Genomic DNA, 24,600 nt, shown 5'->3' with positions numbered 1-24,600 from the left:
CGCTTTTTATAGATTACTTGAGCGTACAGCTCGTGAGCAACTTCTGTAAAAATTCATCACAGCGTGCCATTTCGCTAAGCTCAACATACTCATCCGCCTTGTGGGCTTGTTCAATACTACCAGGACCACAAATAATCGTTGGAATACCCGCATTGGTAAACTGACCACCTTCCGTCGCATAAGCCACTTTGTGACGGTCATCGTCCCCCGTTAGAGCGGCTATTAACGCTTGTAGCTCAGCGCTATCGTTATCGGTCATAGCCGGCACGCTTTCTTCTTGCATCAGCTCAATCCCCGTCTCTGGGGCACGCGCTCGCATTTGTGCGCTCAGCTCTGCCACCTTCGCTTGGATCGGTGCTAATATATCGTCTTGCGTCATATGCGGCAAATTGCGGTAATCAAAAGTAAACTCACACAGATTGGGCACAATGTTGGTCGCTGTACCACCGTGGATGGTGCCGACAGATAAGGTCGAATAAGGCACATCAAACAGCGCATCATTGTCTTCGCGGCAACTTATCTCTTCTGCCAAAGTATCGACGTACCCGATCAAACGACTGGCATAGCTGATGGCATTAACCCCTTGCGCCGTCAGTGATGAATGCGCAGACTTACCATGTACGCGGCAACGATATACAGCAATGCCTTTATGGGCGACCACCATCGCCATATTGGTCGGCTCACCCACGATGCAATAATCAGGCGTAATACCGCGCGCTTTTAGATCGGCTAATATCAAGGGTGCACCTAAGCAGCCCACCTCTTCATCAAATGACAACGCCAAGTGCAATGGACGACGTAGCTGACCGCTGTTTGATAACTGTACAGCCTGTGGCAATAGCGTCAACGCACAAGCGATAAAGCCTTTCATGTCACAAGCGCCGCGCCCGTATAGCTTGTCACCACGGATCGCCGCATTAAAAGGATCTGATGACCACTCTTGACCATCAACTGGCACCACATCCGTATGCCCTGATAGTACCAGCCCATTGTCTACTTTATCCGCGTTTTCTCCTGATGGCACGGTCACAAATAGATTGGCTTTATTTTTGGCCTCATTGAAGGTCAAATCTACCGTTAGACCCAAATGCTCACAGTAGCCTTGCACGTCTTCAATCAAGGCTAAGTTTGAGTGCCGACTGACGGTATCAAAGCCAATCAGACGGGTTAGCCAATCGATGCTTTGTTTAGGGTAAGACACATTTTTTAGCTGATTCTTGTTGAGAGAATTCATGAAATATCCTTATCACGATGTAAGATAAAAAGCGAGTCTCTTTGTCTTATCAAATCACATCATTTACGATGGATTGTTTTGGTTCATCGCATCGACGACTGGTGGCATTGGTTTTGGCAGCTTACCTTCTGCTTGTAGCTCTTGAGTCGTTTTGGCATCGAGAGCAAGTCCAGATATGAGGGCGATGTCTTTGACTGGCTTACGCTTACGAGTGGCAAAGCTCACTGGCACCATACGCGCAAACTCATAGATATATAGATAGGACTCTTCACCACCTTCAAAATCTTCATCGTCTTCAAGGCGTATCGCGCCAATTTTGGCCAAATCCGAGAGCATCTCATTTTCTTCACTGGTGAGACGGCAGTCGGTAATGCCAAAGCCGGTCATAAAACCATTCGCCCACTGTTTCAATGCCATCACGCGCTCGTATAAATCGTGTTCATCATCAGGTATCAGCGGCATATAAGAATAGGCATCATCTTTGTCTTTAAGCTGAAACACGGTATCTTCCGCTTCTTCAGCCAATAAGGTCAAGGCAGGCTCTGGTAATGGCGCAAAACTCAACTCCTCAAACACCTTCGCCCAGACCTTTTCGTCAGGGGCATTACAAGCCGTCATCAGCCCTGTCATCAAACCGTGTACCTCACTGATAGACACATCAGTCCAGTCATCAAAAGCGGTCAGCCAAGTATTCCAGCCAGATATATTGTCATTCATAATAGATGTCCTAGTGATTGATTATTGCTGAAAAAATAGAAGTAGACGCCGTGCAATGTCACTGACAAAACCACGGCTAGTAACCGTAAAAAGACCAAGCCTAATACGTGTAATTACTTTGTTGATATAGATATTATGCGGTCACCTATGGCATTATTAAACGCAGAAAACAAAATTCATCCACGCTTACTTGTTAAGGATAAAAACTGACTATGTATGATCAACTTAAAATATTAGAAAAAATGGTACTCGACATCAAAAAACAGTATCAGCTTGTCAGTGCTGAACTTAGCAGCCTTAAACAAAACCCTGTTACTGATCCTCAAGAGCTTGCCGCCCTAAAAACCAAGCTCAATACCAGCCATACAGAACGTGACGGTGCCAAAAAACAACTAAACGATCTCGATAAACGCTACCAAAACCTTGCAGAAGCGCATCACATGATTGGTGAAGAGCAAGACAAGCTGCAAAAACAGATCAGCCAACTACAACAACAAAACAGCGAACTGCAGCAGCAAAATAATGAGTTAAAGCAGCAGTATCACGATATCAAACAACAAAACAGTGAACTACAAAAAAAGAATCAACTGGCCGCTGAGCGCACACAGGTCGTATTAAAACGCTTAACCCGTATCGACCAAGCAGAAGGTTAATGAGTCATCAAAATAGATAAAAAACCTATCCTTTATCGAATGGTGCCACTCTACTTTTACTACCTTATACCTCACCCTTTACTGACTAAATATTGTAGGATTTATCATGACCGATGACCAAAGCAAATTTATAGAAAAACAGCCCAAAAACCCTCAAATCAAAGACAACCAAGCACAAAGTACAGGACTGCAATCGCAGCCGACTAATAAAATGACCAAAAATCCTGAACCCCAAATCAAAAAAGTAGACATTGCGATTGCGGGCGTGACCTATCCAATTTTTTGCCCCGTACACGAACAAGAGGAGCTGCTTTCAGCGGTCTCTTATATCAATAACTATGCCCTGGAACTAAAAAGAGACGCCCCTAGCCTCAGCCAAGAAAGCATACTGGTACTGTGCTGCTTGAATCTGTATGAGAAAATCGACGCAAATCAAAGAAGTGAGGAAGATCGCTTACAGCAAAACAAACAGTCTGAAGCCCTACTCAATAAAATCATGAAAGACGCACAGTCTGTTCTGTAAGTCATATTGATACATCGAACAAAGAAGCGCCTAGCCAATCAAGCTAAGCGCTTTTTTATGCCTAATCGATAACCCATCTGTTTATACAATCGATTGAATTGAATGCTGAGATAGCGCCGCTACTGGGACAAATTTGTTGCCTTCTCTGTGTTCACAGTATATTATCCCAATAGCCCGTAGTGCTCAACGTATAGCCCTCAACATCTCGATTTTATATCGAACTTCCTATACGTTAGGTTGATAGACCTTACCTGCATGAAAGTCGGCCTGATGCTCGTAATTGCAAAAGAACAATTCCTTCTTACTGTCAATACCGCTCTCATCCGTTACGGCTAACTTTGGATTGGTCTCGAGTACACCGCGATATTCTGCCAAGCTATTGCCGCAAAAATCGCAGGTACGCGGGGTGGTGACATCGCCTTTTTTTGGCATCATGCTTTTGGGTGGACGCGGGTACATAAACTTATAAAAGGCCCACATCACCGCCCAAATCATAAGAATGACAATAATAACACCAAACACGGCAGTACTCCTTCGGGTATAAGTTAGCGCAGTAAGGGATAAAAAACTGGCCATACAAAGCCAGTTTTTTGTATAAACAATCCATTAAATCAGTGATTGGTTTTCAGCAGATTATAACTGTAACTCACTGATATCAGCCACCGTTAAAAACAAGGCGCGAACCTGCTTTAGCAATGCTAAGCGATTATTCTTCAAAGCATCATCTTCACTATTGACCATCACATTATCAAAGAACTGGGACAATGGATCATCTAAGCTGGCAAGCGTTTGCAGCACTTGCGTATAGTCCGCTTTTTCGAGTAGCGGAGTCACTGCCGTCTGCGCCTCACGCACGCTGCTGTATAAGCTCTGCTCAGCAGGCTCAGCCAATAGCGCCTCATCCACAGTGTCAGAGACACTCACTTCTGACTTGGCTAATATATTAGCCACGCGTTTGTTGGAGTCGGCCAACATGGAGGCTTGTGACAGTTCACTAAACGCTTGTACCGCCCGAATACGCTGGTCAAAATCAAGCGGCATATGCGGATTGATTGCCTGTACCGCCTGAATCGTATCAACGCTAACGCCTTGCTCGGTGTACATCGCACGATAGCGCGAGTTTAAGAACGCCATTACTTGTGTAAAGGTATCACCCATTTTAGCAATCTTACTGCCTTTAGCATCACTGTAGTTTTTAATCGCTTGTTCAACCAGTGCCACTAAGTTAAGGGGTAACTGCTTTTCGATTAAAATACGTAAGATACCGATGGCCGAACGGCGTAAGCTAAACGGGTCTTTTGAACCCGTCGGTGCTTGGTCAATAGCAAAAATACCAACCAGCGTATCCAAACGATCCGCCAACGCCAAACAAATCCCAATCGGTGTCTGTGGTAAGACATCACCACTGAACTTTGGCAGATATTGCTCCTCTAAGCTTGCCGCAACCGCTTCCGGCTCTCCGTTTAAACGCGCATAATAAGTACCTGCAATTCCTTGCAGTTCAGGGTATTCACCAACGAGTGAGCTTGCCAAATCTGCTTTGGACAGTATCGCAGCACGCACTGTCTCATCAACGCTAATCTCACGCCCTTGTTGTTGCATTAAGGTAGCAATGAATGCGGCAAGCTTGGCGATACGCTCAGATTTCTCCCAGATGGTGCCTAGTTTGTCTTGGAACACACGAGTTTTGAGGCTCTCTGTGAGCGCAAACAACGGCTGTTTTTGATCTTGTAAGAAGAAAAATTCGGCATCAGCCAAACGCGGACGCACGACTTTTTCGTTGCCTTCAATGATCTGATTGGGATCTTTGGACTCGATATTGGTAATAAAAATAAAGTAAGGCTGCAACTTGCCTGCTTTATCCGTTAGACAGAAATATTTTTGATCCGCTTGCATGGTAGAAATCAGCGCTTCTTGTGGCACTTGTAAAAAACGTGCTTCAAAGCTTGCCCGTAGCGCAATCGGGAAGTCAACCAAAGCGGTGACTTCGTCCAATAAATCTTGCGGTACGATGGCGTCAGAGTTAACTTCATCTGCCAACGCTTTGACTTGGTTTTTGATTAGCATTTGACGCTTATCAAAATCTGCCACGACTTTTAAACTATCGAGCAGCTGCTCATAATCATTCGCATGAGCAATAATATGATAGTCAGGGCTGTGGAAGCGATGACCACGGGTTTGCGTGCCCGTCTGGTGTCCTTGGATAGTGGCATCAATGATGGCATCATCCTGCATCAATACCGCCCACTGTACCGGACGTACAAACTCATCTCTTGACGCGCCTGAACGCATACGCTTTGCAATGGGCAAATTATCAAGCGCGGTTTGAAAAATAGCAGGCAGCAGCTCAGTGGTCGCTTGCCCATGAATGGTTTGCTCATAGCCGACATAGTCACCTTTATCGGTGTTTATGGTTGTCAGCTCGCTGGCGTCAATGCCCAAACCTTTGGCAAAACCCATCGCCGCACGTGTTGGATTGCCATCGGCATCAAACGCCGCTTTGATTGCTGGTCCTCGTTTTTGCTCAGTGCGATCAGGCTGCTTGTCGCTAATGCCCTGAATCTGAATCGCTAAACGGCGCGGGGCCGCAAAGGCTTTGATACTATCAAAGCTGATATCCGCGTCCGTTAATTGCTCAGTGACACTCGCTTGTAGCGCATCACGTAACGGCTTTAGGCTTTTTGGAGGTAGCTCTTCACACCCCAGTTCAAATAGAATAGTACTCATGGGATGCTCCTATTTATTGTTAGTAGATTGGTTATTAGTAGACTGATTGTTGTCAGTATTTTCTATTTCTAAGTCTTCTGTTGCCACGTCTTCTTTTGGCAAATACTTATCCAGCGCGTCTTGGCGATGCGCTTCATCTGCTAACGGGAAGCCCAGTTTGGCACGTGCTTCGACATAACCAAAAGCGACCTTACGCGCAAGCGTACGAACGCGTAAGATAAAACGCTGACGCTCCGTGACTGAGATGGCACCGCGCGCATCGAGCAAATTAAAGGCATGGGATGCTTTTAATACCATCTCATAAGCGGGCAACGGCAACCCTGCTTCGACCAATTTATCTGCTTGCTGCTCATAAAAATCAAACATCTCGCCCATCATCGGCACATCAGCGTGCTCAAAGTTATAAGTAGACTGCTCAACTTCGTTTTGGTGGAAAACATCACCATAAGTGACACGGCCAAACTCGCCATCCGCCCACACCAAATCATAAACGCTATCAACGCCCTGCACATACATGGCCAAACGCTCAAGACCATAAGTGATCTCACCTGTGACTGGGAAACACTCGATACCGCCTACTTGCTGGAAGTAGGTAAACTGGGTCACTTCCATACCGTTTAGCCAAATCTCCCAACCAAGGCCCCACGCGCCAAGCGTTGGTGACTCCCAGTTGTCTTCCACAAAACGGACATCATGCACCAACGGATCGATACCGATGGCGCGTAGTGAGTCCAAATACAGCTCTTGAATATTGGGCGGATTGGGCTTGAGTACCACTTGAAACTGATAATAGTGCTGCAAACGGTTTGGGTTATCACCATAGCGACCATCAGTTGGACGGCGTGACGGCTGTACATAAGCGGCATTCCAGCGCTCAGGACCTAATGAACGCAAAAACGTCGCGGTATGAAAAGTGCCCGCGCCAACCTCCATATCATAGGGTTGCAACACCACGCAGCCTTTATCGGCCCAATAATTTTGTAGGGTAAGGATTAAATCTTGAAAGGTCATCGGTTGGGGTTCTTTATCTTGTATCATCGGGGTTGTCGCTTCGGATGTCATAGTTTGGGTTTTCATAGTAAAGCCACTGTGGAATGAGTATGATTAAATAAATCTCTGATAGCGCTCGCATGGCCTATTTGGCAACGACTCTATTTGCCTGCTCACCTTACTAAAAATTGACTATTTTATCCATATTTACGACAACTAAATTTACATTGTGTGCATAAATACTCAGTTGTATCGCCTATTTGCACCCAAACGCTAAGGATGCCAACGGCCACAGTCACAGATAAAAAAATACCCAAACGCGTTAGCATCTGGGCAGGAGGAAAAGTATATCGTGGGCATCCTGATGGGTCAGGCTTTTTGTTTTTTAAGGAACTTATCTTTTTAAGGAAACTGCTTGTTAGAAAAATAATACTTTAAGGGAAACAGTTTTATTTAAACTTTATTATCTAAACCTTCTTTCTACAATAATTTTTCAATTTTACTACTGCATTCTTATTGATAAGATTGATTGGTCGCTTTTGGCATCACTATCCATAAAACAATGTAAATTAAGATACCTGGGACGGCAGCACTTAGCGACGAAATAATGACGAATAACAGTCTGACCCAAGTGGGTGACCAACCTGCATACTCTGCAATTCCACCCATCACACCGGCAATCATGCGATTGTTCTGTGAGCGATGCAACTTTGCTAATTTAGCCAAATCAACTACCTCTCTATCGATTATTTTGTTTATTTTTTCTAGTTTTTTTACTTCATTTTTTGTCTTTAGTTTTTAAGCTAAAGCAATCTTCTTAACTTGTGAATAATTATATCAACTATTAAGCATGTATCTGTTGAAAATGTAGGCGTACTTTGTGAGTTTATGCTACTCGAGCTTGCCAAATTCTGTCATAAAGCCTCTTAACTTGCTGATTTTAAATAAGTATTTCAAAATGTTTCAGAGTTGGTTTTATTGCTCAAACCTTACCAATTTGCGTTTGGCATTCTGTGATTTGCACATATAATCAAGCACATAAGCGGCATTTGAACTTCATAAAATGAGCGGTGTAAAAAGACGGACGAAAAGTTGACTGTCTAATCTGCGCTAGATTTATAGCAAACCACGTCTGTCACTGTTAGAAAAGTAGGGTCTGTAGTGTCTAAGGAAGTCAGCGCACCACTCCCGTTTACAATAACCTACCTGCAAATCCCCAAAAACCTTTATACCATGCTGATAAATCACTTAAGTTTAGATGAGTCATCGTTAAAACTACCCATAATCAGACAAAAAAGGTTAAAACAAGAATGGCTATATACGACACGGGATTGATGATTGGACACTTTGAACCTTTGCATCTGGGGCAGATGCGCAGCATATTGTATGCAGCAGGACAAGCAAAGAAACTACACATCGTTATTATGGCGCATCCATCACCGCATCCAGACTTTGCCATTACCTTACAAGACAAAGCGCGCTGGCTACAAATGGCCTGTGCAGATATGCCCTTCATTCACATTCATACCACGCATGAGATTGAGCTGCCGCTCCATGAGCATTTCGCTGATGTCAGTATTGATGTGACTGTAAGTAACGCGAAATTACAACGTTTGATGGCGGCGCTAGAGCTGCCATCAAAGACGGTATTATTCGTGGCTGATAACCACCCCCTGACCCAGAATTCGGTTCAAAATCAGCTACTGCTACAAGTTGTCACCACCCCATTGCAGCGTGAGTTTGACTCTTATGCTATAGCTTGCGACCCCGTCACGCATTGGTCAGCGATTCACCCGCAAGCGCGCGGAAATTATACCAAGACGGTGGCGATCGTCGGCGGTGAAAGCTCAGGCAAAACGACATTGGTACATAAGCTTGCCAATCATTATGGTGCCAGCTTTGCCCTTGAGATGGGTCGCCTGTACGTTGGGACAGACTTGGGCGGCAAAGAAGTTGGGCTTCAGTACAGTGACTATGGTCCCATTTCACTCAATCATGCGCAGGCGATACGAGATGCGGCAGCGGTGGCAACTGCCCCTGTCACCATCGTTGATACGGATTTTGTCACCACACAGGCATTCTGTGAAGAATATGAAGGCCGCCATCACCCCTTTGTGGCCGCTTGTATTGATGAGTTTCGCTTAGATCATACGATTATGCTGGATAACAACACGCCGTGGATCGACGACGGCATGCGCTCTTTAGGAACGCCTGAAGCCCGTGGACGGTTTGAGCAGCGGCTGATCGATATTTTTGCCCGTCACCATATAGAGCCATACTTGATTGATGAGCCTGACTATGACGCACGCTATCAGCAAGCATTACTATTTATCGATCAACATATTTACAATCATCATTGAGTCAGCCAGCGCGTTTTAGGCAACACCTTATTAAAATCAGTCATTATGTTAGGGAAAAAACTATGCGTATTCAGCTATTGGACAACATCACCGGAAAATGGGCGATACAATGGATTGTTATTTGGTTTATTTGCGGCGTCATTGCCTTATCCGCAGGCTTTTGGCTGACCACAGACCACACCACGCTTGATTGGTTTTATTTGGCGGTCTCGTTTATTGGTCTGGTGTGTGTTGTATCGCTGTCTTTTCGCAAAAACGTCATGGGCAATGGCTTCGGTATGGGCGCAACCGCTGGCGAAGTGATTGTGCAAGCGACCTCAGGTGCCGTGGGTTTGATGCTAGCACCACTTTTTAACTTCTTTACCCACGTCTATGGTATTTTTTATTGGTCCAAACATACGGATCCTGATGGCGACATGATACCCAAATCTGCTAGCAAAGCGGTTTGGTTAATTACCGCCGCATTCATTGTCATTGGCCTTGCTCTCTTCCCAACGATAAATGATTTATTAGCGAGCTACGGTTATGCGGTGGTAGAGGACGACAACAGTCAGTTCTTAGGATTTATTTCCTTTTTTTGGATCAATGTGATCGCTTTTGTGCTTTCCATCACTGCCCAAGCCGCGATGATTTTGCGCTACTCATTTAACTGGTGGCTATGGATTATCGTCAATTTTGTCTGGCTTATCGTTAACCTGATGTCAGGCAATTTTATCTTTGCCATTCAAACCATGGTCTATCAAATCAATGCGTTTGTTGGTCTTTATGAATGGTATCGCAGCGAGCAAGGCTAGTCGCTTTGTATCGTCAGCTAGCTTTTCAATATACGAGTGATTTTGACCACCATCGCGGATGGTATGGCCGATTTTGACTGAGCCGTCTATCAGATAATCTGGTAGATTGGCGCCATTAGTGCTACAACTGACTCTAAGAGCTATATTAATCCCAAGATTGATAATAAATGTCAGTCTATGGTTTCAACTACTAACAAGGAGGTTAGTATGTCTTATCATCGTCAAAAACGAATGTCTAAACGCACACTTGAGCAGTGGCTCAGTGAGTATTCTGTCAGTCACCAAAACCTGATTAACAAAAAAATCCATTGGTTATGTGTCCCGACTATTTTTGTCAGTTTGCTTGGCATGGGTATGTCGCTATCAGTCTGGTTTACCTTGGTACTTAGTGCCTTGGTATTGTTGTTTTACATGCGTCTGTCCACGCCGCTGTTTTTGGCGATGGGCATGTTTATTCTCATTTGTCTGTCAGTGATGGCGGCGTTACCATGGGGCTTTAAAATCTGGGCAGGTATTTTTATTGTCGCTTGGATTGGGCAGTTTATTGGTCATAAAATCGAAGGGAAAAAACCGTCATTTTTTGAGGACTTACAGTTCTTATTGATTGGTCCAGCGTGGGTCGCCAACAGTCTGATGCGCCGCAAGCCGAATTAAGGCGGGTTATGGTTTTAGGCCCCAAGAAAATCAATGCGTTGTTAGATTAAACCTTTCCTTATTTAGACGCTTTTAGATAGAAAAAGCGCGGCCCAACCTTTCGTTGAGCCGCGCTTTTTTACTTTCTTCTTTTGTATATCAACCACACCCATATTCTAAGAAGTTGTTTAGCGTGGGCCCATCATTTGAACTATGCACCAAACACTTTTAGGCGCTCATCGACTGGCTTAAATTCTTTATCACCGGCTGGCTGTTCAATAGCGCCAAACACCATTTGGGCTTTGAGCTCCCAGTCTGCATCAATGTTCCAAGCGTGAGCCACTCTTTCATCAATGATAGGATTATAATGCTGTAAATTTGCCCCAACATTGATACTGGCGAGCGCCGTCCAAATGACGTACTGATGCATGGCATTGGTTTGGGTTGACCACACTGGGAAGTTTTCCGCATATAAAGGCGCCGCTTCTTGCATGCCTCTAACGACCGCTTGATCTTCAAAGAATAGCACGGTACCAGCACCCGCTCTAAAACCAGCAACTTTATCTTTGGTAGATTTGAACGCCTCTTCGTCACCAACGATGACACGCAACGTCTCTTCGGTCATATCCCACAGTTTTTTATGGTCATCACCAAACAGTACCACGATACGCGTTGACTGTGAGTTAAACGATGAAGGCGTATGCAAGATAGCATGCTCAACCAGCTGAACAATTTCGTCATTAGCGACTGGCAACTGATCGCTTAGCGCATAGATAGAACGACGTTTCTCTGCTAACTGCTGTAGTGTTTGTAAATCTGACATAGTGCTTCTCCACATTATTGTATAAGTTATTCAAATCTAGTTGAGATTCTTTGCCAACCCCTATGGTTAACAAATGAGTGTAAAACAGGATGGTTAATTTGCGCCATTATGGAAATAATTCAATCAAAACCCTAGTTCATTTTTGTAAATAAACTTAACTATATATAATTTTCTGAAAGATAATTTAATAAGTAACCGCTAGTTAGTTAGCCTTTAAAGCCTATAGGCAGTTTTGGGGCAGGCAGACGCTCCATAGTAGAGTCAACCTCACCAAAACGCTCATGACCATTGTTCCAGTCGCTGATGGACTGTTCGATTTCTTGTTTATTGTCTGCGACAAAGTTCCACCACAGCAGCACTTGGTTATTCAAAGGCTCACCGCCAATAAACATGATCCGTGTGCCTTTTTTTGCAACCAGCTTGATATAATGGCGACCAGCAATATCCGCATCATGGAAGCGAAACAATTGATCTTTTTCGCAGATATTGCCCTCAGACTCGATCTGCCCTTCTGTCACCAAGATACCATACTCAAAGCCTGACTCTAAATGAAGCGCAACCTCTCCATCTTCTAAGAAATTCACATCGATACCGACCATTTTTGAGTATTGTATGGTCGGCGCATCATAACGCTCGCCTGATACACTGACATAACTCCCTGTCGTGAGAACCATTTCAGCGTTTTGCTCGCGCCAAGTGGGTAGCGCTGGATAATGATGAAAGCTCCGCTCAATTTTCTGATCGGTCGGTAGTGCAATCCACAGCTGTACCATACTCAGGCCATAAGCTGCATCTGGTGAGCCGCCAGTATCTGGAAAGACGCTTTGTTCCGTATGACTGATACCTTGCGTCAGACCCGTACCTGCTGTCATGACATTGACTTGGTTTTGGGTGATGACTTGTTCATTCCCCAAGCTGTCTTTGTGTAGCACTTCGCCCTCTAACATCCAACTAAAGGTTTGCAAATTGGTGTGCGGATGACGACCAACTTGCATGCCTGCCTCATCTTCAGCAAATTCAACTGGGCCAGCATGGTCCAAAAAACACCAAGCACCAATCGGTTGATGGCCTTTATTGGGTAACAATCGTGCGATTGGAATACCACCAACCTCTGCCAACCTTGGCTTTAGGGTTTTAATGCTCATTATGCACCTCTTATTATCAGCGACTGCTTAGCGTGTGATGTCACTAACACACATTAAGCTTAATAAACTACTCAGCGAGCACTCCCACACAGGGAGCTGGACACGGCTGATGGTCAATAGAAATGAATCTGTTAACACCCATATAAAGCCTCAGTGAAAAGCATTTAAAGCGTGATAGGCACTTCCATGACCAGTACCTTCGCATCTTCCTCTGTCACCATCGTAAAATCGCTCGTATCCCAAATGCCTAGGCCATCACGAGTGTCCAAAGTGTGACCGTTTACGACGACTTTACCGCGAATAACAAAAATATAAACACCATTGTTAGGATCTTTTAACTGATAAGTCGGCGTCACACCTTTGTCAAAATCACCCATGCTAAACCAAGCATCTTGATGAATCCACACGCCAGCATCGTCAACGTTTGGTGACAGTACTTGATTAAACTCATTCGGTTGCATGATGTCATCCATGCGCACTTGCTGATAGCGAGGCGTCACGTTCATGACATTAGGGATGACCCAAATCTGTAAAAACCTCACAGGCTCATTGGCATCACCATTCATTTCGCTATGCGTAATGCCTGTCCCCGCTGACATGACTTGGATTTCACCTGTCTCAATCACCCCTTCATTACCGATGTTATCACCATGACTGAGCTTACCTGACAAGGGAATACTGATGATTTCCATATCACGGTGTGAATGCTTGCCAAAGCCTTGACCACCGATCACAAAATCGTCGTTGATGACACGCAATGCGCCAAAACCCATACGTTCAGGGTTGTGATAGTTAGCAAAACTAAAGGTGTGCTTACTTTTGAGCCAACCATGGTTGGCATCGCCACGCGAGTCTGCGGCATGATAGATTGCGTTCATGGTATATCCTTATTTATCATATTTTAAACTTATATAATTTTTTATTTATTAGCATACTTGAACAATGAGTCTATTATAATTATTGTGTATAAACCGATAAACTCAGTTTTTTGCAAATAACTATTCTTATTTATAGAACAATAGTGTCCCTTTCTAAGTAAGTACTGCTTAGTACGTAAATACCGCTTAGCAAGTCCTAAAATTTTAGCGATGGCTAGTGGTGCATCTTTTTAACCAATATCGCGTAAAAATGCTTTATCACGTGCTAAAACCGCCAAATACAAGACAGGCAGTACAAATAACCCAACCGCCCAAAAGCTCAGCTTGAGATATAAAAGCGCCCCGACTAGTGCTCCGACTAAAAAGCTAAAAACCAACGTTGCGCTATGACCGAGTTTTTTGGCGTTTTCGGTGGTGCGATTGTTCACATAGTCAGTCAAATTGATACCCAACTGCGTGGTGTTGCCCGTCATCAGCACTGTCGGGCTCATGTGTTTGATCAGTGTCTTACTTGCCGTGTTACGTATCGCAAGGGCAATCAAACCCAGCCCGCCCGTTATCGCCACTGTGATGTCACTCGCGTCCACAAAGGGCTGATAGTACAAGCCTGCGACCATAAAAGCCGCCAAAAAAAACGCTTCGGCGAAGAATAAGTGACTCAATATCATTGTCTGTTTTTTGCTCTTATCGATGAAAGTCTTGGTCACCATCACTGTCAACACAAATAGGGGCAAAGCAGCCAGCTTAATCCATAGGCCACTCTCACCTTTGACCAAGCCACTCCCTGCCATCACTAAGTTACCCGTGACATGGGCGGTAAAAAACCCAAACAAGGCGATAAAACCGATGGTATCAATCGCCCCGCCTACTATGGTCAATAACACAGGCGCTCGGTTGCGCTGCCAAAAGCTTGGCGGTGGCAACTGGTCATTACCGTGAGCACTATCCTGACCAGTATTGGTGCTGCTGGTACGATCATGCGTTTGGTCAGAGATAGCGTTAGGCATCTGTACCTGCTGCAAAAGCAACCAATTCATCAATGAATGTTTGCAGATACTTCTGGGTTCGCTCTGTGACGCTACCATCTTCATTTAAACTGTCAGTCGCTTGGCTAAGATACACTTCCGGACTAACCATCATGTGTGCTGAGAGCATCTGCATACTTTTGCGTACATCAAGCCCACTATTGATGCCGCCATAGTTGCTTGGCGATGCGGTTACCAATGCGACTTTTTTATGCCTCCAGACACTTTCTTTATATGGACGGGAGGCAATATCTATCACGTTCTTTAGAGCCGCTGGCATAGTACGGTTATGCTCTGGCGTGACAATCAAAACTGCATCAACCGCTGTTAACTGCTGACGGACTCGCTCGTAGCTGTCTATCGTTGTATCGTCATAGTCTTGATTATAAAGCGGCAAATCTGCAATACACACCTCTTCAACTGTGACGTTTTCGGGCATTTGCGACACGATGTATTGTGCAAACTTGCGATTGATTGACGCTTTTCGCAAGCTACCGATTATTAGGGCAATCTTTATGGATGCGCTCATAGTGACTCCTTATTAATAATAACCAAAGATATTTACTATACTGAGCTTTTGCGAGTATGACTATTGTCAATCGAGTAAGCACCTGGACCGTGAGCGAAAATCATCAAAAACCCACCTGCTATTGCGATGTTTTTCATAAAAGGATTTATTTGTGACGCGTCAAGCCAAAACTGATGGAAGATGAACGCTGAGACAATATTAAAGCCAACAAACAACGCAGCAATCAAGCGCGCTCTAAACCCAAGCAAAATAGCAATACCGCCAAACAGCTCAAGCGCGATGACTAACGGTAATAGCATACCTGGCACACCCATTGACTCCATATAGCCTTGAGTGGCCGCATATCCCGTCATTTTGTTGAAGCCTGAAAAAATAAAAATCATCGATAAAAGCAAACGACCAATGGGAGCACTAAGCTGTTGTAATTTGTCCATCATGATTATCCAATAAATGTGTGTAAATACGTTTTTTACCAAAGAATGACACCAGTATAAATGTTGACCATAAACGGATAAACAGCAATAATGACAAATGTAAGTTCTTTATTTTAGAACAATCATGAGGCGATAGAGATGGGACAGTTAGAAGATATGGCGATGTTTGTACGTATCGTCGAAGCAGGGAGCATTACCAAAGCAGCTGAGCAGCTAAATATTGCCAAGTCAGCCGTGAGCCGCCGTCTCAAAGAGTTAGAGACACGTTTGGGCAGCCAGCTTATTAGCCGAACCACACGCCAATCGCACTTGACCCAGACAGGTGCGCAGTATTATCAACAAGTAAACAGTATCTTAAGTGCCGTTGATGCCCTCAACGAGCAAACCAGTGGCGCACCCACACGCATTGAGGGCACGCTAAAGATGACAGCCCCTTTGTCATTTGGCCTTATGCATCTGAATGATGTGATTGATGAGTATGCCAGCCAGCATCCTAACCTCAACTTTGAGTTGGATTTTTCCGATCGGCGTATTGATTTGATTGAAGAAGGCTATGAGCTGGCGATTCGAATTGGAGAGCTGCGAGATTCTAGTTATCAAGCAAAAAAGCTGGCATTGATTCGTTGTGTTATTTGCGCCAGTCCTGACTATCTAGCAAGGATGGGCACGCCTGAGACGCTAGAAGATTTAGAAGATCATGAGCTTTTGCAATATAGTCTCGGTCAAACCAATAGTATAGACCTGGTGGATGCTGAAGGCAAAAAGCATCATCATACAATCGATGCTAAAATCAAAGCCACCAATGGTGAGTTCTTAGTGGATCTGGCGGTCAAGGGTCATGGTATTACCTTTATCCCGACCTTTATCGCTTACCAAAGATTGGCACGTGGCGAGCTGGTGCCCACTCTTCAGCAGTATCAGCTACCCACGCTCAACGCCTATGCTGTTTACCCGAAAAACCGATTTTTATCGCAGCGTTGTCGTTATCTGATTGACTTTATTGCCGAGCGTTTCGGTGATGATCCCTACTGGGATGATTTCTGATAAGCCTGTTTCCGCAAATTTAACCGTCTTCTAAAAACGCTACCAAGACCAAAACAATGTTGCTACTATAATCTGCAGAGATATCCATCAGTCATAAGGAGATGCAATATGGATTTATCATCGTTGGGCATGAAAGCCATCCGCGAATTCGATCATGTTCGCGCAAGCCCATTGCCTCAAGAGCGTCTAAAAGCGGCGCGCAGACAAGCAGTGGTATTTAGAGAGCGCTTTATGGATGAAGCGCCTGTGCTGTTTTATCAAAGCGCTGACATGGTCAGAGTGCCCTATCCCACGTGGTATGCCTACAGCGGTGTCTATACCCAAAGCACCTATAAGTTCCCCTACCTACATATCCTAAACCGTATTTTTATCATTCAATATTATGATTGTTTGGGTGAAGTAAAGACCCTGCTGTTTTCTCCTTCTGATATCGAAGCCGATCGAGAAACGCCTTTTTTTAAGCAATTAACAGAAAAAATGCCAAATTGGTCACCACTTGAAAAGGTGGTGGCGCCTATCATCCGTGATGTGGCTGGCGCTTTAGCTGAGATCGGTTTAGCCCCAGAAGATGTTGATTATATTAGCTACGATCACTTGCACACCCAAGACATCCGCCGATGGCTAGGCACTACCAACACTGATGGCTCAACCGACAGAGCTGCCTATTTCCCTAACGCTCGGCTATTGATACATGAGCAAGAATGGCAGAGCACCACTGCGCTGCTGCCCGTCCAAGCGGAGTGGTATTGCCCTAACGGCATCGAGGGCGTGGATCCTAACAAAGTGATTACATTTACTGGCAGTATTCAATTAGGCGAAGGCTTGGCGCTGGTGCATACCCCCGGACATACCGAGGGCAATCACTCTCTAGTCGCACGCGTGCCAGATGGCATCCGTGTCACTTCAGAAAATGGTGTCGGCGCTGATGCTTATGCGCCAATGAACTCAAACGTTAATGCCATTCGACGCTACGCCAAAAACACAGGGATGGAGGTCATCCTAAACGGTAACACCCTAGAAGGCAGTAACGACCAATATATCTCGATGGTCGTCGAAAAGACCATTGCTGGGCCCTCTAGCAATCAGGATTTTCCCAACTGTGCCCCAAGTAGTGAAGCCACGCCCTACTGGCTTATTCCTGGTCATAAAGTCAGTCATTTAATGGGCGCGACAACCTTTGGAACGTTACAAAAGCGCTCCTTACCAACCGACCGAGTGCAGAAGGATGCTGTCTGATGGGATATTTTACGGATAAAAATATTTATATCACTGGCGCGGCTTCTGGCATCGGCTTCGAAACGGCCAAACAGCTGATCCATCAAGGCGCAAACTTGGTGTTGTTTGATGTGCAACCGCTTGATGCAGCTTTAGCCATACTCAAGGGATTGAATAAATATAACACCTCGATTGCCACTTATGCGTTGGATGTGACGGATGCCGATACGACAGCCAAGCAAATCGCAGCGGCGGCTGAGCGACTGTCACCAGATATTTTAATGCACTTTGTGGGCGTGACAGGGCCTTGGGCCTTTGATGAGATGACTCAAGCGCAGTTTGAGCGTGTGATGAATATCAATGTGTTTGGTACGCGCAACGTACTGGCTGCCGTACGTCCGTTTTTATCACGGGGTGATCAAGTCATGGTCACCGCTTCCATGTCATCCTTCACTGGCAGCTACGGTTATAGCTCGTACAGTGCATCGAAATTTGCTGTTTGGGGCATGATGCAGTCAATAAGCTTTGAATGGAAGCCACTCGGTATCGACATCACCGTCTTCGCGCCACCGCCGATAGATACCCCGCTTACCCAATCTGAAGTTGGCGTGATGGCACAAGCTGGTATCGGTATGAAAAAACTCGCCGGTGAACTAAAGATTGAAGCGGCGGTCAGATCTATGTTGAAAGGCGTAGAGAACCGAGAGTTTTTAGTGGTGCCAGGGGTCATGGCCAATTTGATTAGACTCCAGTTGCGCTTTTTTCCCATTAGCTGGGTCAACTGGATAGGCAACAAAACTGTGGCATGGTCGATGAGAAGTTAATTATATTATCCTTAATCATCAGCCTAGCTCAAATTTTACCCATAAAAAAAGCCTCACTATAAAGTGAGGCTTTTGCGCTTTTTCAAGCCATATTTGGAGCGGGAAAAGAGATTCGAACTCTCGACCCCAACCTTGGCAAGGTTATGCTCTACCACTGAGCTATTCCCGCTTAATATCAATGCGTAGCGTTGTTAACAACTGCTCCGTCTCGATAGGCTGGCTATTTTAGCAAATATTTTGAGGGTGTCAACACTTTTTTTAAAATTAATTCGGAGTAATGTGATTTTAATTGCCATTTTATACGAGTATCTAGCATAAGCTATTGATTTAATAGCATCTATTACCGCCCAAATAATTTCACTATTATTTCACTTCTCATCTGTGACTTACAATCCTATGCTGCGTTGTTACTATTCCTGCATTGGTTTTGACCTGTTAACATTATTATACTTATGGCTAATGGCTGTTGAGGTAAAATTTTATTGTTTCAGTAGATTGGTAAAAGCAGGTAGAACATCAATAAAAGGCTGCCTTTTCGTCTACTGCTCATCTCACCTTTTTGTCTCACTTATTTTAATATTTATAGCGAGGATGTTTAGCATGAAAAAATTACTGACCACCACTGTGATGGCCGCCTCATTGTCGGCACTGACTTTGACGGGTTGTTCGAGCACAACTAGTACTGGCGCCGTTGGCGTTGATCGCCAGCAGCTCCTTTTGGTCTCAAGCGAGCAAGTGTTGCAGTTATCAGCGCAAAGCTATGCTAAAACCATGCAAGAAGCAAAAGCACGCGGCGTGCTGGACACCAACCAAGCGCAGCTTAATCGCTTAAAAAACATCGCTAATCGCTTAGTGGGTCAAGTTGGCGTCTATCGCCCAGATGCCGCAAAATGGCCATGGGAAGTGCATACGATTAAATCTAATGAGTTGAATGCTTTTGTTATGCCAGGTGGTAAGATCATGTTTTACTCAGGTATCATTGACCGCCTAAATCTCACGGATGATGAGATTGCAGCGATTATGGGTCATGAAATGTCGCACGCCCTCCGTGAGCACTCACGTGAGCGCCTATCACGACAGTACGCCACACAGACCGGCATCGGTGTTGCTGCCAGCATCTTTGGCCTATCACAAGGACAGGCTGAGCTAGCGAACGTCGCAGGTGACTTGGGTTTGAGCCGTCCGCACAGCCGCACACAAGAAGCTGAAGCCGATCAAATTGGTTTGGAGTTAATGGCACGCGCAGGCTACAACCCACAAGCCGCGATTACCTTGTGGCAAAAAATGCAGCGCGCCAGCCAAGGCGAGCCGCCACAATTCCTAAGCACTCACCCAACCAGCAGCAATCGTATTGCGCAGCTACAAGCATTGATGCCCAAAGTCATGCCACTGTATCAAAAGGCGCGTCGTTAATCAGGATGGTTAGACGTTGTATTTTTAGTCAGCACGCCTAACTTATAAAAGCAGAGTCCACACTATTAAGCTGTACTCTGCTTTTTTACTGTTTAACCACCCGCTTATCTTAGCAACACATCTCGTTTAATAGCATGCCATACCACTCACAGCCTCTGCTATAATAAACAGCATTTGTCATCGCAGATTGCTAAGTATTATTAAGTCACGTACATTCAAGGATTGTTATGAGTAACACACCTACCGCCGATGCGCTTGTCGCTGAGCTACAGGCTTTGCAACCGCAACATCTAGAACTGGTCAATGAGTCAATGAATCATGCTGGCTATTTTGAAGGCAAAGAAAGTCACTTTAAATTGACTGTTGTCAGTGACGCCTTTGAAGGCAAAAGATTGGTCGCTCGTCACCAGTTAGTCTATGCACAGGTCAACTCGCTCCTAACTTCCCAAGGTGGGCAAGTACATGCCTTGGCTATCCATGCCTACACCCCAACAGAATGGCAAGGTCAAAGCCCTGATAGCCCGTTATGTGCTGGACAAAACAACGTTTAGAAGAGTCATTTGTCCCAACCTTTTTTATACAATGATGAGATGCTATAAACACGCTTGAAAACTGCATTTTTAGAGGACGCAATATTTAATGAAACATTTACATATGCTAATGGCGGTACTAATCATTGTGCTGTTTTTGTACCAAAGCTACTTGGTGTTAAGTACAAATAGACAAGCGCCACGTGCGGTCAAAATAGCCACTCACATAATTTATGCGCTAATTATCGTATCAGGGGCCGTCATGCTCATGCAGCTGATGAGCGCAAGCGCCCCTGTACAGTGGGTATTTGCCAAAATCATCTTATTGGTGGCGGCCATTAGTGCGAGTATAAAAGCCTTTAATAATCAGGCGACGCTTGGACAAAGAAAAACAGGTATTCTCATTGCCGCTGTGGCGTATGTTGGTATCGTCATACTCGCGGTCACCAAACCTGCAAATTTATTTTGATAAATATGTCGTATTAGAACGGCAAAAATCGTCAACGTGTTGGGGTTAAAAATCTTGAATAATCAATATCTTAATCCCGTGATTTTTGCTATCTTAAATACTTACCATACAGTAACTTAGCCTAATGGAGCCACTATGAAAACTCTTACTACAGCGTCACTACTGGTAACAGCGGGCATTTTCGGTCTCTCAGGCTGTGCCTCTACTGGCACTGTCACACCGCAGTATGTGCCGCCCAGTACTTATCAAAACTATGATTGCCAAGCACTCAGCCAAGAGTACGCCCGTGTCAATCGTTATGTGGCAGCGGCGCGCAATGAGCAATCGACCTTATCCGCCTCAGGGGTCGGGGTTGGGGTGTCTGCAGGACGCTGGGGGATCTCACCTAACATCAGTTTTGGTGTGGGTAAGAGCAGCGATACCAAAGCTCGCGATGCAAAATTATCGCGCCTGTATGGCGAGCGTGATGCAATAGTTCAGTCTGCCCGTATTCAGCGCTGTAGCTTTGCAAACGGTGTCAAAATTTATGGCGAGTAGTACTCAATAAGCCATATCGACAGTTTCAAAGTAGTATTAACGAAAAAAAGCCAATATGCGCTAAGCATGTTGGCTTTTTTTATTCATGATTACAGTCTAACGGTTATGATTGCAGGCTTTGTACCCACTGAACAATTTGGTCACTAGGTAGGGCGCCTGACTGCCGGGCGATTTCTTTACCGTTTCTAAACGCCACCATGGTGGGTAAGCTGCGAATATTATAAGGGGCTGCCGCTTGCTCATACTTATCTGTTTGTATCTTCGCAAAAACCACTTGCGGTAACTGACTGGCAGCCGCTTTGAACTGCGGTGCCATCATAAGACACGGTTGACACCAACTCGCCCAAAAATCAACGACGGTCAGCACGTCATTTTTTTGAATGACTTTATTGAGCGTTTGTGCGTTCAACTCGTGAGGGCTGCCAGTTAATAACGGCTGGCTACATTTACCACAATTTGGTGCCGCATTTATTTTTGCGGCGGGAACGCGGTTGGTCGCTTGGCAATGTGGGCATACTAGATGAAAACTTTGCTCGCTCATAATTTGATTCCTATTTTAATTGTTCTAATCGTTTGGCTTTTTTAAAAATTCACTATTGGTATTTGCAAATGAAAGCTGTCTACACAGGTTTGTTGCCCAAGCAATTTTAACATAATTGTTCATACTCATTATCTATGACACTTGGTGTGCCACGCCACTATATACGTAGCTCATCGGTCGTGGACCGGGCAAGTACTCCTCACTCAACTCGTCGATGACAAAACCACCTGCTCTAATTATCGCTGGAATATCACGATCTAGATGACAACCGCCTGCCATCGGTTTCCAAAAAGGTGTTAAACGATACTGCCAGCGCTTAATAGAAAGGTCTGGCGCTAAGCCATGCTCACAAAATAGTAAGCGACCGTCAGGTTTTAGTACGCGTGCCATTTCTCTAATTGCGGCTACTGGATCATCGATACTACATAAGGTGAAGGTCATCACAATAGTATCAAATCGATCGGTATCAGCATGAATGCCTTGGACATCCACCGCTATCACTTCAATTGGAATGTTAATGTCAGCTGTTCGTTTACGTGCCAGCGTCTGCATCTGAGAAGCTGGGTCGATACCGATAATAGAAGTGACTTTTTTGGAATCATAAAATTGCAAATTCAGACCACTGCCAATCCCAACTTCTAATACCTCGCCTAGCGCCTGAGGGACAATTTTAGACCGCGCTTTCGTCACATTGCCCGTACTACAGACGACATCTATCAGCTTTGGCAACACATAACGCTCGTACGGATTCACTGCCTTCCCCCTTTATTGTCACACTTAGCGCTTGCAAGTATTTATCCCAAGCATACTGTACAGCGGACAAAAGCGGAATAGTCCTGTGAGTAAAGGAACTAAGCCAATTACACCCCACCAGCTTTGGAAATACAAACCCAAGCCGATAATGACGACACCAGCAATAATACGTAGTAACCGTTCAGTACTTCCGACATTCATTTTCATGGTTGTGTCCTTTATAGTTCAAGTATTAGGTAACAACTGTCTCTCATTATACTGTCGGGTTTATTCACCGAGCATATTGATCGGTATTTTCAAATATCGAGTACCATTGTCTTCTGGCTTTGGAAAGTGACCGGCATCAATATTAACTTGCACTGCTGGAATGATCAGGCGCGGCATCTCCAAAGTCGCATCGCGGCGCTCGCGCATCTGCACAAACTCAGCTTCATTAATCCCATCTTTAACGTGGATATTACCCAGTTTTTGCGCAGCGACAGTAGTCGTTGGGCAGTGTTTACGGCCCTTACTGGGATAGTCATGACACAGGTACATCACGGTATCTTCTGGGAGTGCCAACAGCTTTTGGATAGACTGGTACAGCGTTTTGGCGTCCCCTCCTGGAAAGTCGCAGCGCGCCGTCCCCACATCAGGAGCAAACAAAGTGTCGCCCACGAACACCACTGTTTTTTCTTCATCAGCAGCCACATAAGCCATATCAGCACGCGTATGACCCGGCACGTACATCGCAGTAATAGTAATACTACCAAGCGCTAATGTCTCACCGTCATCTGTCAAAATATCAAACTGACTGGCGTCGGTACGAAAGCTGATATCAAAGTTAAAAATTTGCTTAAATATTTTTTGTACTTCGGTGATATGTTGGCCTATGACTAACTTTCCACCAAGATTTTCTTTTACATGGATCGCAGCTGACAAATGGTCTGCATGTGCGTGAGTCTCGATAATATAGAGCAGCTTCCAACCGTGCTCATTTACAAACTCAATGACGTCATCAACGCTGCTGGTGCCAGTGCTGCCCGATTTGGCATCAAAGTCCAACACTGGATCGATGATGGCACATACTTGCTGCTGAACGTCCGCCAGTACGTGCGTATAGGTTTCTGTGTCGCTATGTAAGAATGAATGAACTTGCATGGCTACCTCGTTGCTTTTATCAGAATATTTTATTTTTCAACAGATTCTTCAGTATAATATGGGCTCATTTATCATACTTGCCTATACCTGCTTATTATTGATACACATCAATATAGCAACTACTATACATTTTATCAATTTATATAATGTAAATAACTATAACTTGATATCACTGGCGAGATCATTGATAATTAACTGTATTTTTTATCATCTCTACTCTTTTTAATTATGTCTCATATAAGGAGCTCGCTCTGACTACTTCAGCATTGAGCACATCTACGACCAACCCTAATGATACTATGTCGTCACGCGTCGCAGAGGCCACACCCAAAGACTTGGCTGAACAAATGCAACAGGCCTCGATGCAAGCCAGCCAGTTATTAAAGTCGCTGTCACACCCTGATCGCTTATTGCTCTTGTGTCAGCTGACTCAAGGTGAGTACTGCGTCAGCGAGCTTGAAAATCTCGTCGGTGTTGGCCAGCCAAGCTTATCGCAGCAGCTGGGTATCCTACGTAAGGATGAGTTGGTCTCAACCCGCCGCGACGGCAAGCAAATTTACTACAGTATTGCAAGCGACGACGCTTTAGCGGTATTGGAGCTGCTCTATCAACGATTTTGTGCAAAAACCGACCGTTAGCTTACTGGCTTAACTCTGATGTTTAATTAAT

Annotated in this window: 29 protein-coding genes and 1 tRNA gene; 13 read left to right on the top strand and 17 right to left on the bottom strand. The window is 44.9% G+C overall.

Annotated elements, in window-relative coordinates:
• Window positions 1-13 precede the first annotated feature (13 nt).
• On the bottom strand, window positions 14-1,234 hold the full coding sequence (argE, locus tag DVY93_RS08315; protein ID WP_230710241.1) for an acetylornithine deacetylase: 1,221 nt from the start codon (window positions 1,232-1,234) through the stop codon (window positions 14-16).
• 63 nt (window positions 1,235-1,297) lie between these two features.
• Window positions 1,298-1,951, bottom strand: coding sequence for a UPF0149 family protein (locus tag DVY93_RS08310; protein WP_193005311.1), 654 nt, complete (start codon window positions 1,949-1,951; stop codon window positions 1,298-1,300).
• Window positions 1,952-2,163: 212 nt separating this feature from the next.
• On the opposite strand from DVY93_RS08310, the gene DVY93_RS08305 reads away from it, so the two are divergent.
• Window positions 2,164-2,604, top strand: coding sequence for a hypothetical protein (locus DVY93_RS08305; RefSeq protein WP_193005310.1), 441 nt, complete (start codon window positions 2,164-2,166; stop codon window positions 2,602-2,604).
• A gap of 106 nt (window positions 2,605-2,710) precedes the next feature.
• Window positions 2,711-3,127: a cell division protein ZapA gene (locus DVY93_RS08300; RefSeq protein ID WP_230710239.1), complete on the top strand. Its 417-nt coding sequence runs from the start codon at window positions 2,711-2,713 to the stop codon at window positions 3,125-3,127.
• Window positions 3,128-3,352: 225 nt separating this feature from the next.
• Here the strand turns inward: DVY93_RS08300 and DVY93_RS08295 are convergent, their stop codons facing one another.
• The 4 genes from DVY93_RS08295 to DVY93_RS08280 form a co-directional block, all read right to left on the bottom strand.
• Window positions 3,353-3,649, bottom strand: coding sequence for a hypothetical protein (locus tag DVY93_RS08295; RefSeq protein WP_404672010.1), 297 nt, complete (start codon window positions 3,647-3,649; stop codon window positions 3,353-3,355).
• Window positions 3,650-3,760: 111 nt separating this feature from the next.
• Window positions 3,761-5,854: a glycine--tRNA ligase subunit beta gene (gene glyS / locus DVY93_RS08290; protein WP_230710238.1), complete on the bottom strand. Its 2,094-nt coding sequence runs from the start codon at window positions 5,852-5,854 to the stop codon at window positions 3,761-3,763.
• Window positions 5,855-5,863: 9 nt separating this feature from the next.
• The gene (gene glyQ, locus DVY93_RS08285) at window positions 5,864-6,865 is read right to left on the bottom strand and encodes a glycine--tRNA ligase subunit alpha (RefSeq protein WP_198334031.1); all 1,002 of its coding nucleotides are present in this window, start codon (window positions 6,863-6,865) and stop codon (window positions 5,864-5,866) included.
• A gap of 492 nt (window positions 6,866-7,357) precedes the next feature.
• Window positions 7,358-7,570, bottom strand: a complete 213-nt coding sequence (locus DVY93_RS08280) for a PspC domain-containing protein (RefSeq protein ID WP_193005307.1) — start codon at window positions 7,568-7,570, stop codon at window positions 7,358-7,360.
• Window positions 7,571-8,109: 539 nt separating this feature from the next.
• On the opposite strand from DVY93_RS08280, the gene nadR reads away from it, so the two are divergent.
• The 3 genes from nadR to DVY93_RS08265 all read left to right on the top strand — a co-directional run bounded on the left by nadR (window position 8,110) and on the right by DVY93_RS08265 (window position 10,652).
• Window positions 8,110-9,204, top strand: coding sequence for a multifunctional transcriptional regulator/nicotinamide-nucleotide adenylyltransferase/ribosylnicotinamide kinase NadR (gene nadR, locus DVY93_RS08275; RefSeq protein WP_330165963.1), 1,095 nt, complete (start codon window positions 8,110-8,112; stop codon window positions 9,202-9,204).
• Between the two features lie 62 nt (window positions 9,205-9,266).
• A complete protein-coding gene (pnuC, locus tag DVY93_RS08270; RefSeq protein WP_230710237.1) occupies window positions 9,267-9,998 on the top strand; it encodes a nicotinamide riboside transporter PnuC in 732 nt (243 codons plus the stop codon).
• Between the two features lie 207 nt (window positions 9,999-10,205).
• A complete protein-coding gene (locus DVY93_RS08265; RefSeq protein WP_193005304.1) occupies window positions 10,206-10,652 on the top strand; it encodes an Mpo1 family 2-hydroxy fatty acid dioxygenase in 447 nt (148 codons plus the stop codon).
• A gap of 190 nt (window positions 10,653-10,842) precedes the next feature.
• Here the strand turns inward: DVY93_RS08265 and DVY93_RS08260 are convergent, their stop codons facing one another.
• The 6 genes from DVY93_RS08260 to DVY93_RS08235 form a co-directional block, all read right to left on the bottom strand.
• Window positions 10,843-11,454, bottom strand: a complete 612-nt coding sequence (locus tag DVY93_RS08260) for a nitroreductase family protein (RefSeq protein ID WP_193005303.1) — start codon at window positions 11,452-11,454, stop codon at window positions 10,843-10,845.
• A 206-nt stretch (window positions 11,455-11,660) separates the two neighbouring features.
• On the bottom strand, window positions 11,661-12,599 hold the full coding sequence (locus DVY93_RS08255) for a pirin family protein (protein WP_230710236.1): 939 nt from the start codon (window positions 12,597-12,599) through the stop codon (window positions 11,661-11,663).
• Window positions 12,600-12,763: 164 nt separating this feature from the next.
• The gene (locus DVY93_RS08250) at window positions 12,764-13,477 is read right to left on the bottom strand and encodes a pirin family protein (RefSeq protein ID WP_230710235.1); all 714 of its coding nucleotides are present in this window, start codon (window positions 13,475-13,477) and stop codon (window positions 12,764-12,766) included.
• A gap of 230 nt (window positions 13,478-13,707) precedes the next feature.
• Window positions 13,708-14,514 (bottom strand): YoaK family protein, encoded by an 807-nt coding sequence (locus tag DVY93_RS08245; protein ID WP_230710233.1) that lies wholly within the window; start codon window positions 14,512-14,514, stop codon window positions 13,708-13,710.
• Window positions 14,477-15,031 carry an NADPH-dependent FMN reductase gene (locus DVY93_RS08240; RefSeq protein ID WP_230710231.1) on the bottom strand — a complete coding sequence of 185 codons (555 nt, stop codon included), beginning with the start codon at window positions 15,029-15,031 and terminating at the stop codon, window positions 14,477-14,479. Before DVY93_RS08240 ends, DVY93_RS08245 begins: the two co-directional genes overlap by 38 nt.
• Before the next feature lie 35 nt (window positions 15,032-15,066).
• The gene (locus DVY93_RS08235) at window positions 15,067-15,468 is read right to left on the bottom strand and encodes a DoxX family protein (RefSeq protein ID WP_287022217.1); all 402 of its coding nucleotides are present in this window, start codon (window positions 15,466-15,468) and stop codon (window positions 15,067-15,069) included.
• Window positions 15,469-15,603: 135 nt separating this feature from the next.
• On the opposite strand from DVY93_RS08235, the gene DVY93_RS08230 reads away from it, so the two are divergent.
• The 3 genes from DVY93_RS08230 (at window position 15,604) to DVY93_RS08220 (ending at window position 18,548) form a co-directional block, all read left to right on the top strand.
• Window positions 15,604-16,509: a LysR family transcriptional regulator gene (locus DVY93_RS08230; RefSeq protein ID WP_193005299.1), complete on the top strand. Its 906-nt coding sequence runs from the start codon at window positions 15,604-15,606 to the stop codon at window positions 16,507-16,509.
• 108 nt (window positions 16,510-16,617) lie between these two features.
• On the top strand, window positions 16,618-17,745 hold the full coding sequence (locus tag DVY93_RS08225) for a hypothetical protein (RefSeq protein ID WP_230710229.1): 1,128 nt from the start codon (window positions 16,618-16,620) through the stop codon (window positions 17,743-17,745).
• On the top strand, window positions 17,745-18,548 hold the full coding sequence (locus DVY93_RS08220; RefSeq protein ID WP_230710228.1) for an SDR family NAD(P)-dependent oxidoreductase: 804 nt from the start codon (window positions 17,745-17,747) through the stop codon (window positions 18,546-18,548). The genes DVY93_RS08225 and DVY93_RS08220 overlap by 1 nt, the downstream gene beginning before the upstream one ends.
• A gap of 94 nt (window positions 18,549-18,642) precedes the next feature.
• On the opposite strand, the gene DVY93_RS08215 is transcribed toward DVY93_RS08220, so the two are convergent.
• Window positions 18,643-18,717, bottom strand: a tRNA-Gly gene (locus DVY93_RS08215).
• A gap of 431 nt (window positions 18,718-19,148) precedes the next feature.
• Here DVY93_RS08215 and DVY93_RS08210 point away from each other — a divergent pair.
• The 4 genes from DVY93_RS08210 to DVY93_RS08195 all read left to right on the top strand — a co-directional run bounded on the left by DVY93_RS08210 (window position 19,149) and on the right by DVY93_RS08195 (window position 21,497).
• A complete protein-coding gene (locus DVY93_RS08210; RefSeq protein WP_193005296.1) occupies window positions 19,149-19,961 on the top strand; it encodes a M48 family metallopeptidase in 813 nt (270 codons plus the stop codon).
• 227 nt (window positions 19,962-20,188) lie between these two features.
• The gene (locus tag DVY93_RS08205; protein WP_230710227.1) at window positions 20,189-20,512 is read left to right on the top strand and encodes a BolA family protein; all 324 of its coding nucleotides are present in this window, start codon (window positions 20,189-20,191) and stop codon (window positions 20,510-20,512) included.
• Window positions 20,513-20,600: 88 nt separating this feature from the next.
• On the top strand, window positions 20,601-20,960 hold the full coding sequence (locus tag DVY93_RS08200) for a SirB2 family protein (protein WP_230710226.1): 360 nt from the start codon (window positions 20,601-20,603) through the stop codon (window positions 20,958-20,960).
• Between the two features lie 135 nt (window positions 20,961-21,095).
• Window positions 21,096-21,497 (top strand): hypothetical protein, encoded by a 402-nt coding sequence (locus DVY93_RS08195; protein ID WP_193005293.1) that lies wholly within the window; start codon window positions 21,096-21,098, stop codon window positions 21,495-21,497.
• A gap of 103 nt (window positions 21,498-21,600) precedes the next feature.
• Here the strand turns inward: DVY93_RS08195 and trxC are convergent, their stop codons facing one another.
• From trxC to DVY93_RS08175, 4 genes are all read right to left on the bottom strand, one after another.
• A complete protein-coding gene (gene trxC / locus DVY93_RS08190) occupies window positions 21,601-22,038 on the bottom strand; it encodes a thioredoxin TrxC (protein WP_193005292.1) in 438 nt (145 codons plus the stop codon).
• Window positions 22,039-22,170: 132 nt separating this feature from the next.
• Window positions 22,171-22,791, bottom strand: coding sequence for a class I SAM-dependent methyltransferase (locus DVY93_RS08185; protein WP_193005291.1), 621 nt, complete (start codon window positions 22,789-22,791; stop codon window positions 22,171-22,173).
• Between the two features lie 24 nt (window positions 22,792-22,815).
• The gene (locus DVY93_RS08180; RefSeq protein WP_193005290.1) at window positions 22,816-22,998 is read right to left on the bottom strand and encodes a YgaP family membrane protein; all 183 of its coding nucleotides are present in this window, start codon (window positions 22,996-22,998) and stop codon (window positions 22,816-22,818) included.
• Window positions 22,999-23,058: 60 nt separating this feature from the next.
• A complete protein-coding gene (locus DVY93_RS08175; RefSeq protein WP_193005289.1) occupies window positions 23,059-23,931 on the bottom strand; it encodes an MBL fold metallo-hydrolase in 873 nt (290 codons plus the stop codon).
• A 347-nt stretch (window positions 23,932-24,278) separates the two neighbouring features.
• Here DVY93_RS08175 and DVY93_RS08170 point away from each other — a divergent pair, with 347 nt between their 5' ends.
• On the top strand, window positions 24,279-24,569 hold the full coding sequence (locus DVY93_RS08170; RefSeq protein WP_330165962.1) for an ArsR/SmtB family transcription factor: 291 nt from the start codon (window positions 24,279-24,281) through the stop codon (window positions 24,567-24,569).
• Window positions 24,570-24,600 lie beyond the last annotated feature (31 nt).

Origin of the sequence: Psychrobacter sp. CCUG 69069, from assembly GCF_021023115.1 — a bacterium.
Lineage (GTDB): Bacteria > Pseudomonadota > Gammaproteobacteria > Pseudomonadales > Moraxellaceae > Psychrobacter > Psychrobacter namhaensis.
This window is presented reverse-complemented; position numbering and strand designations above follow the sequence as displayed.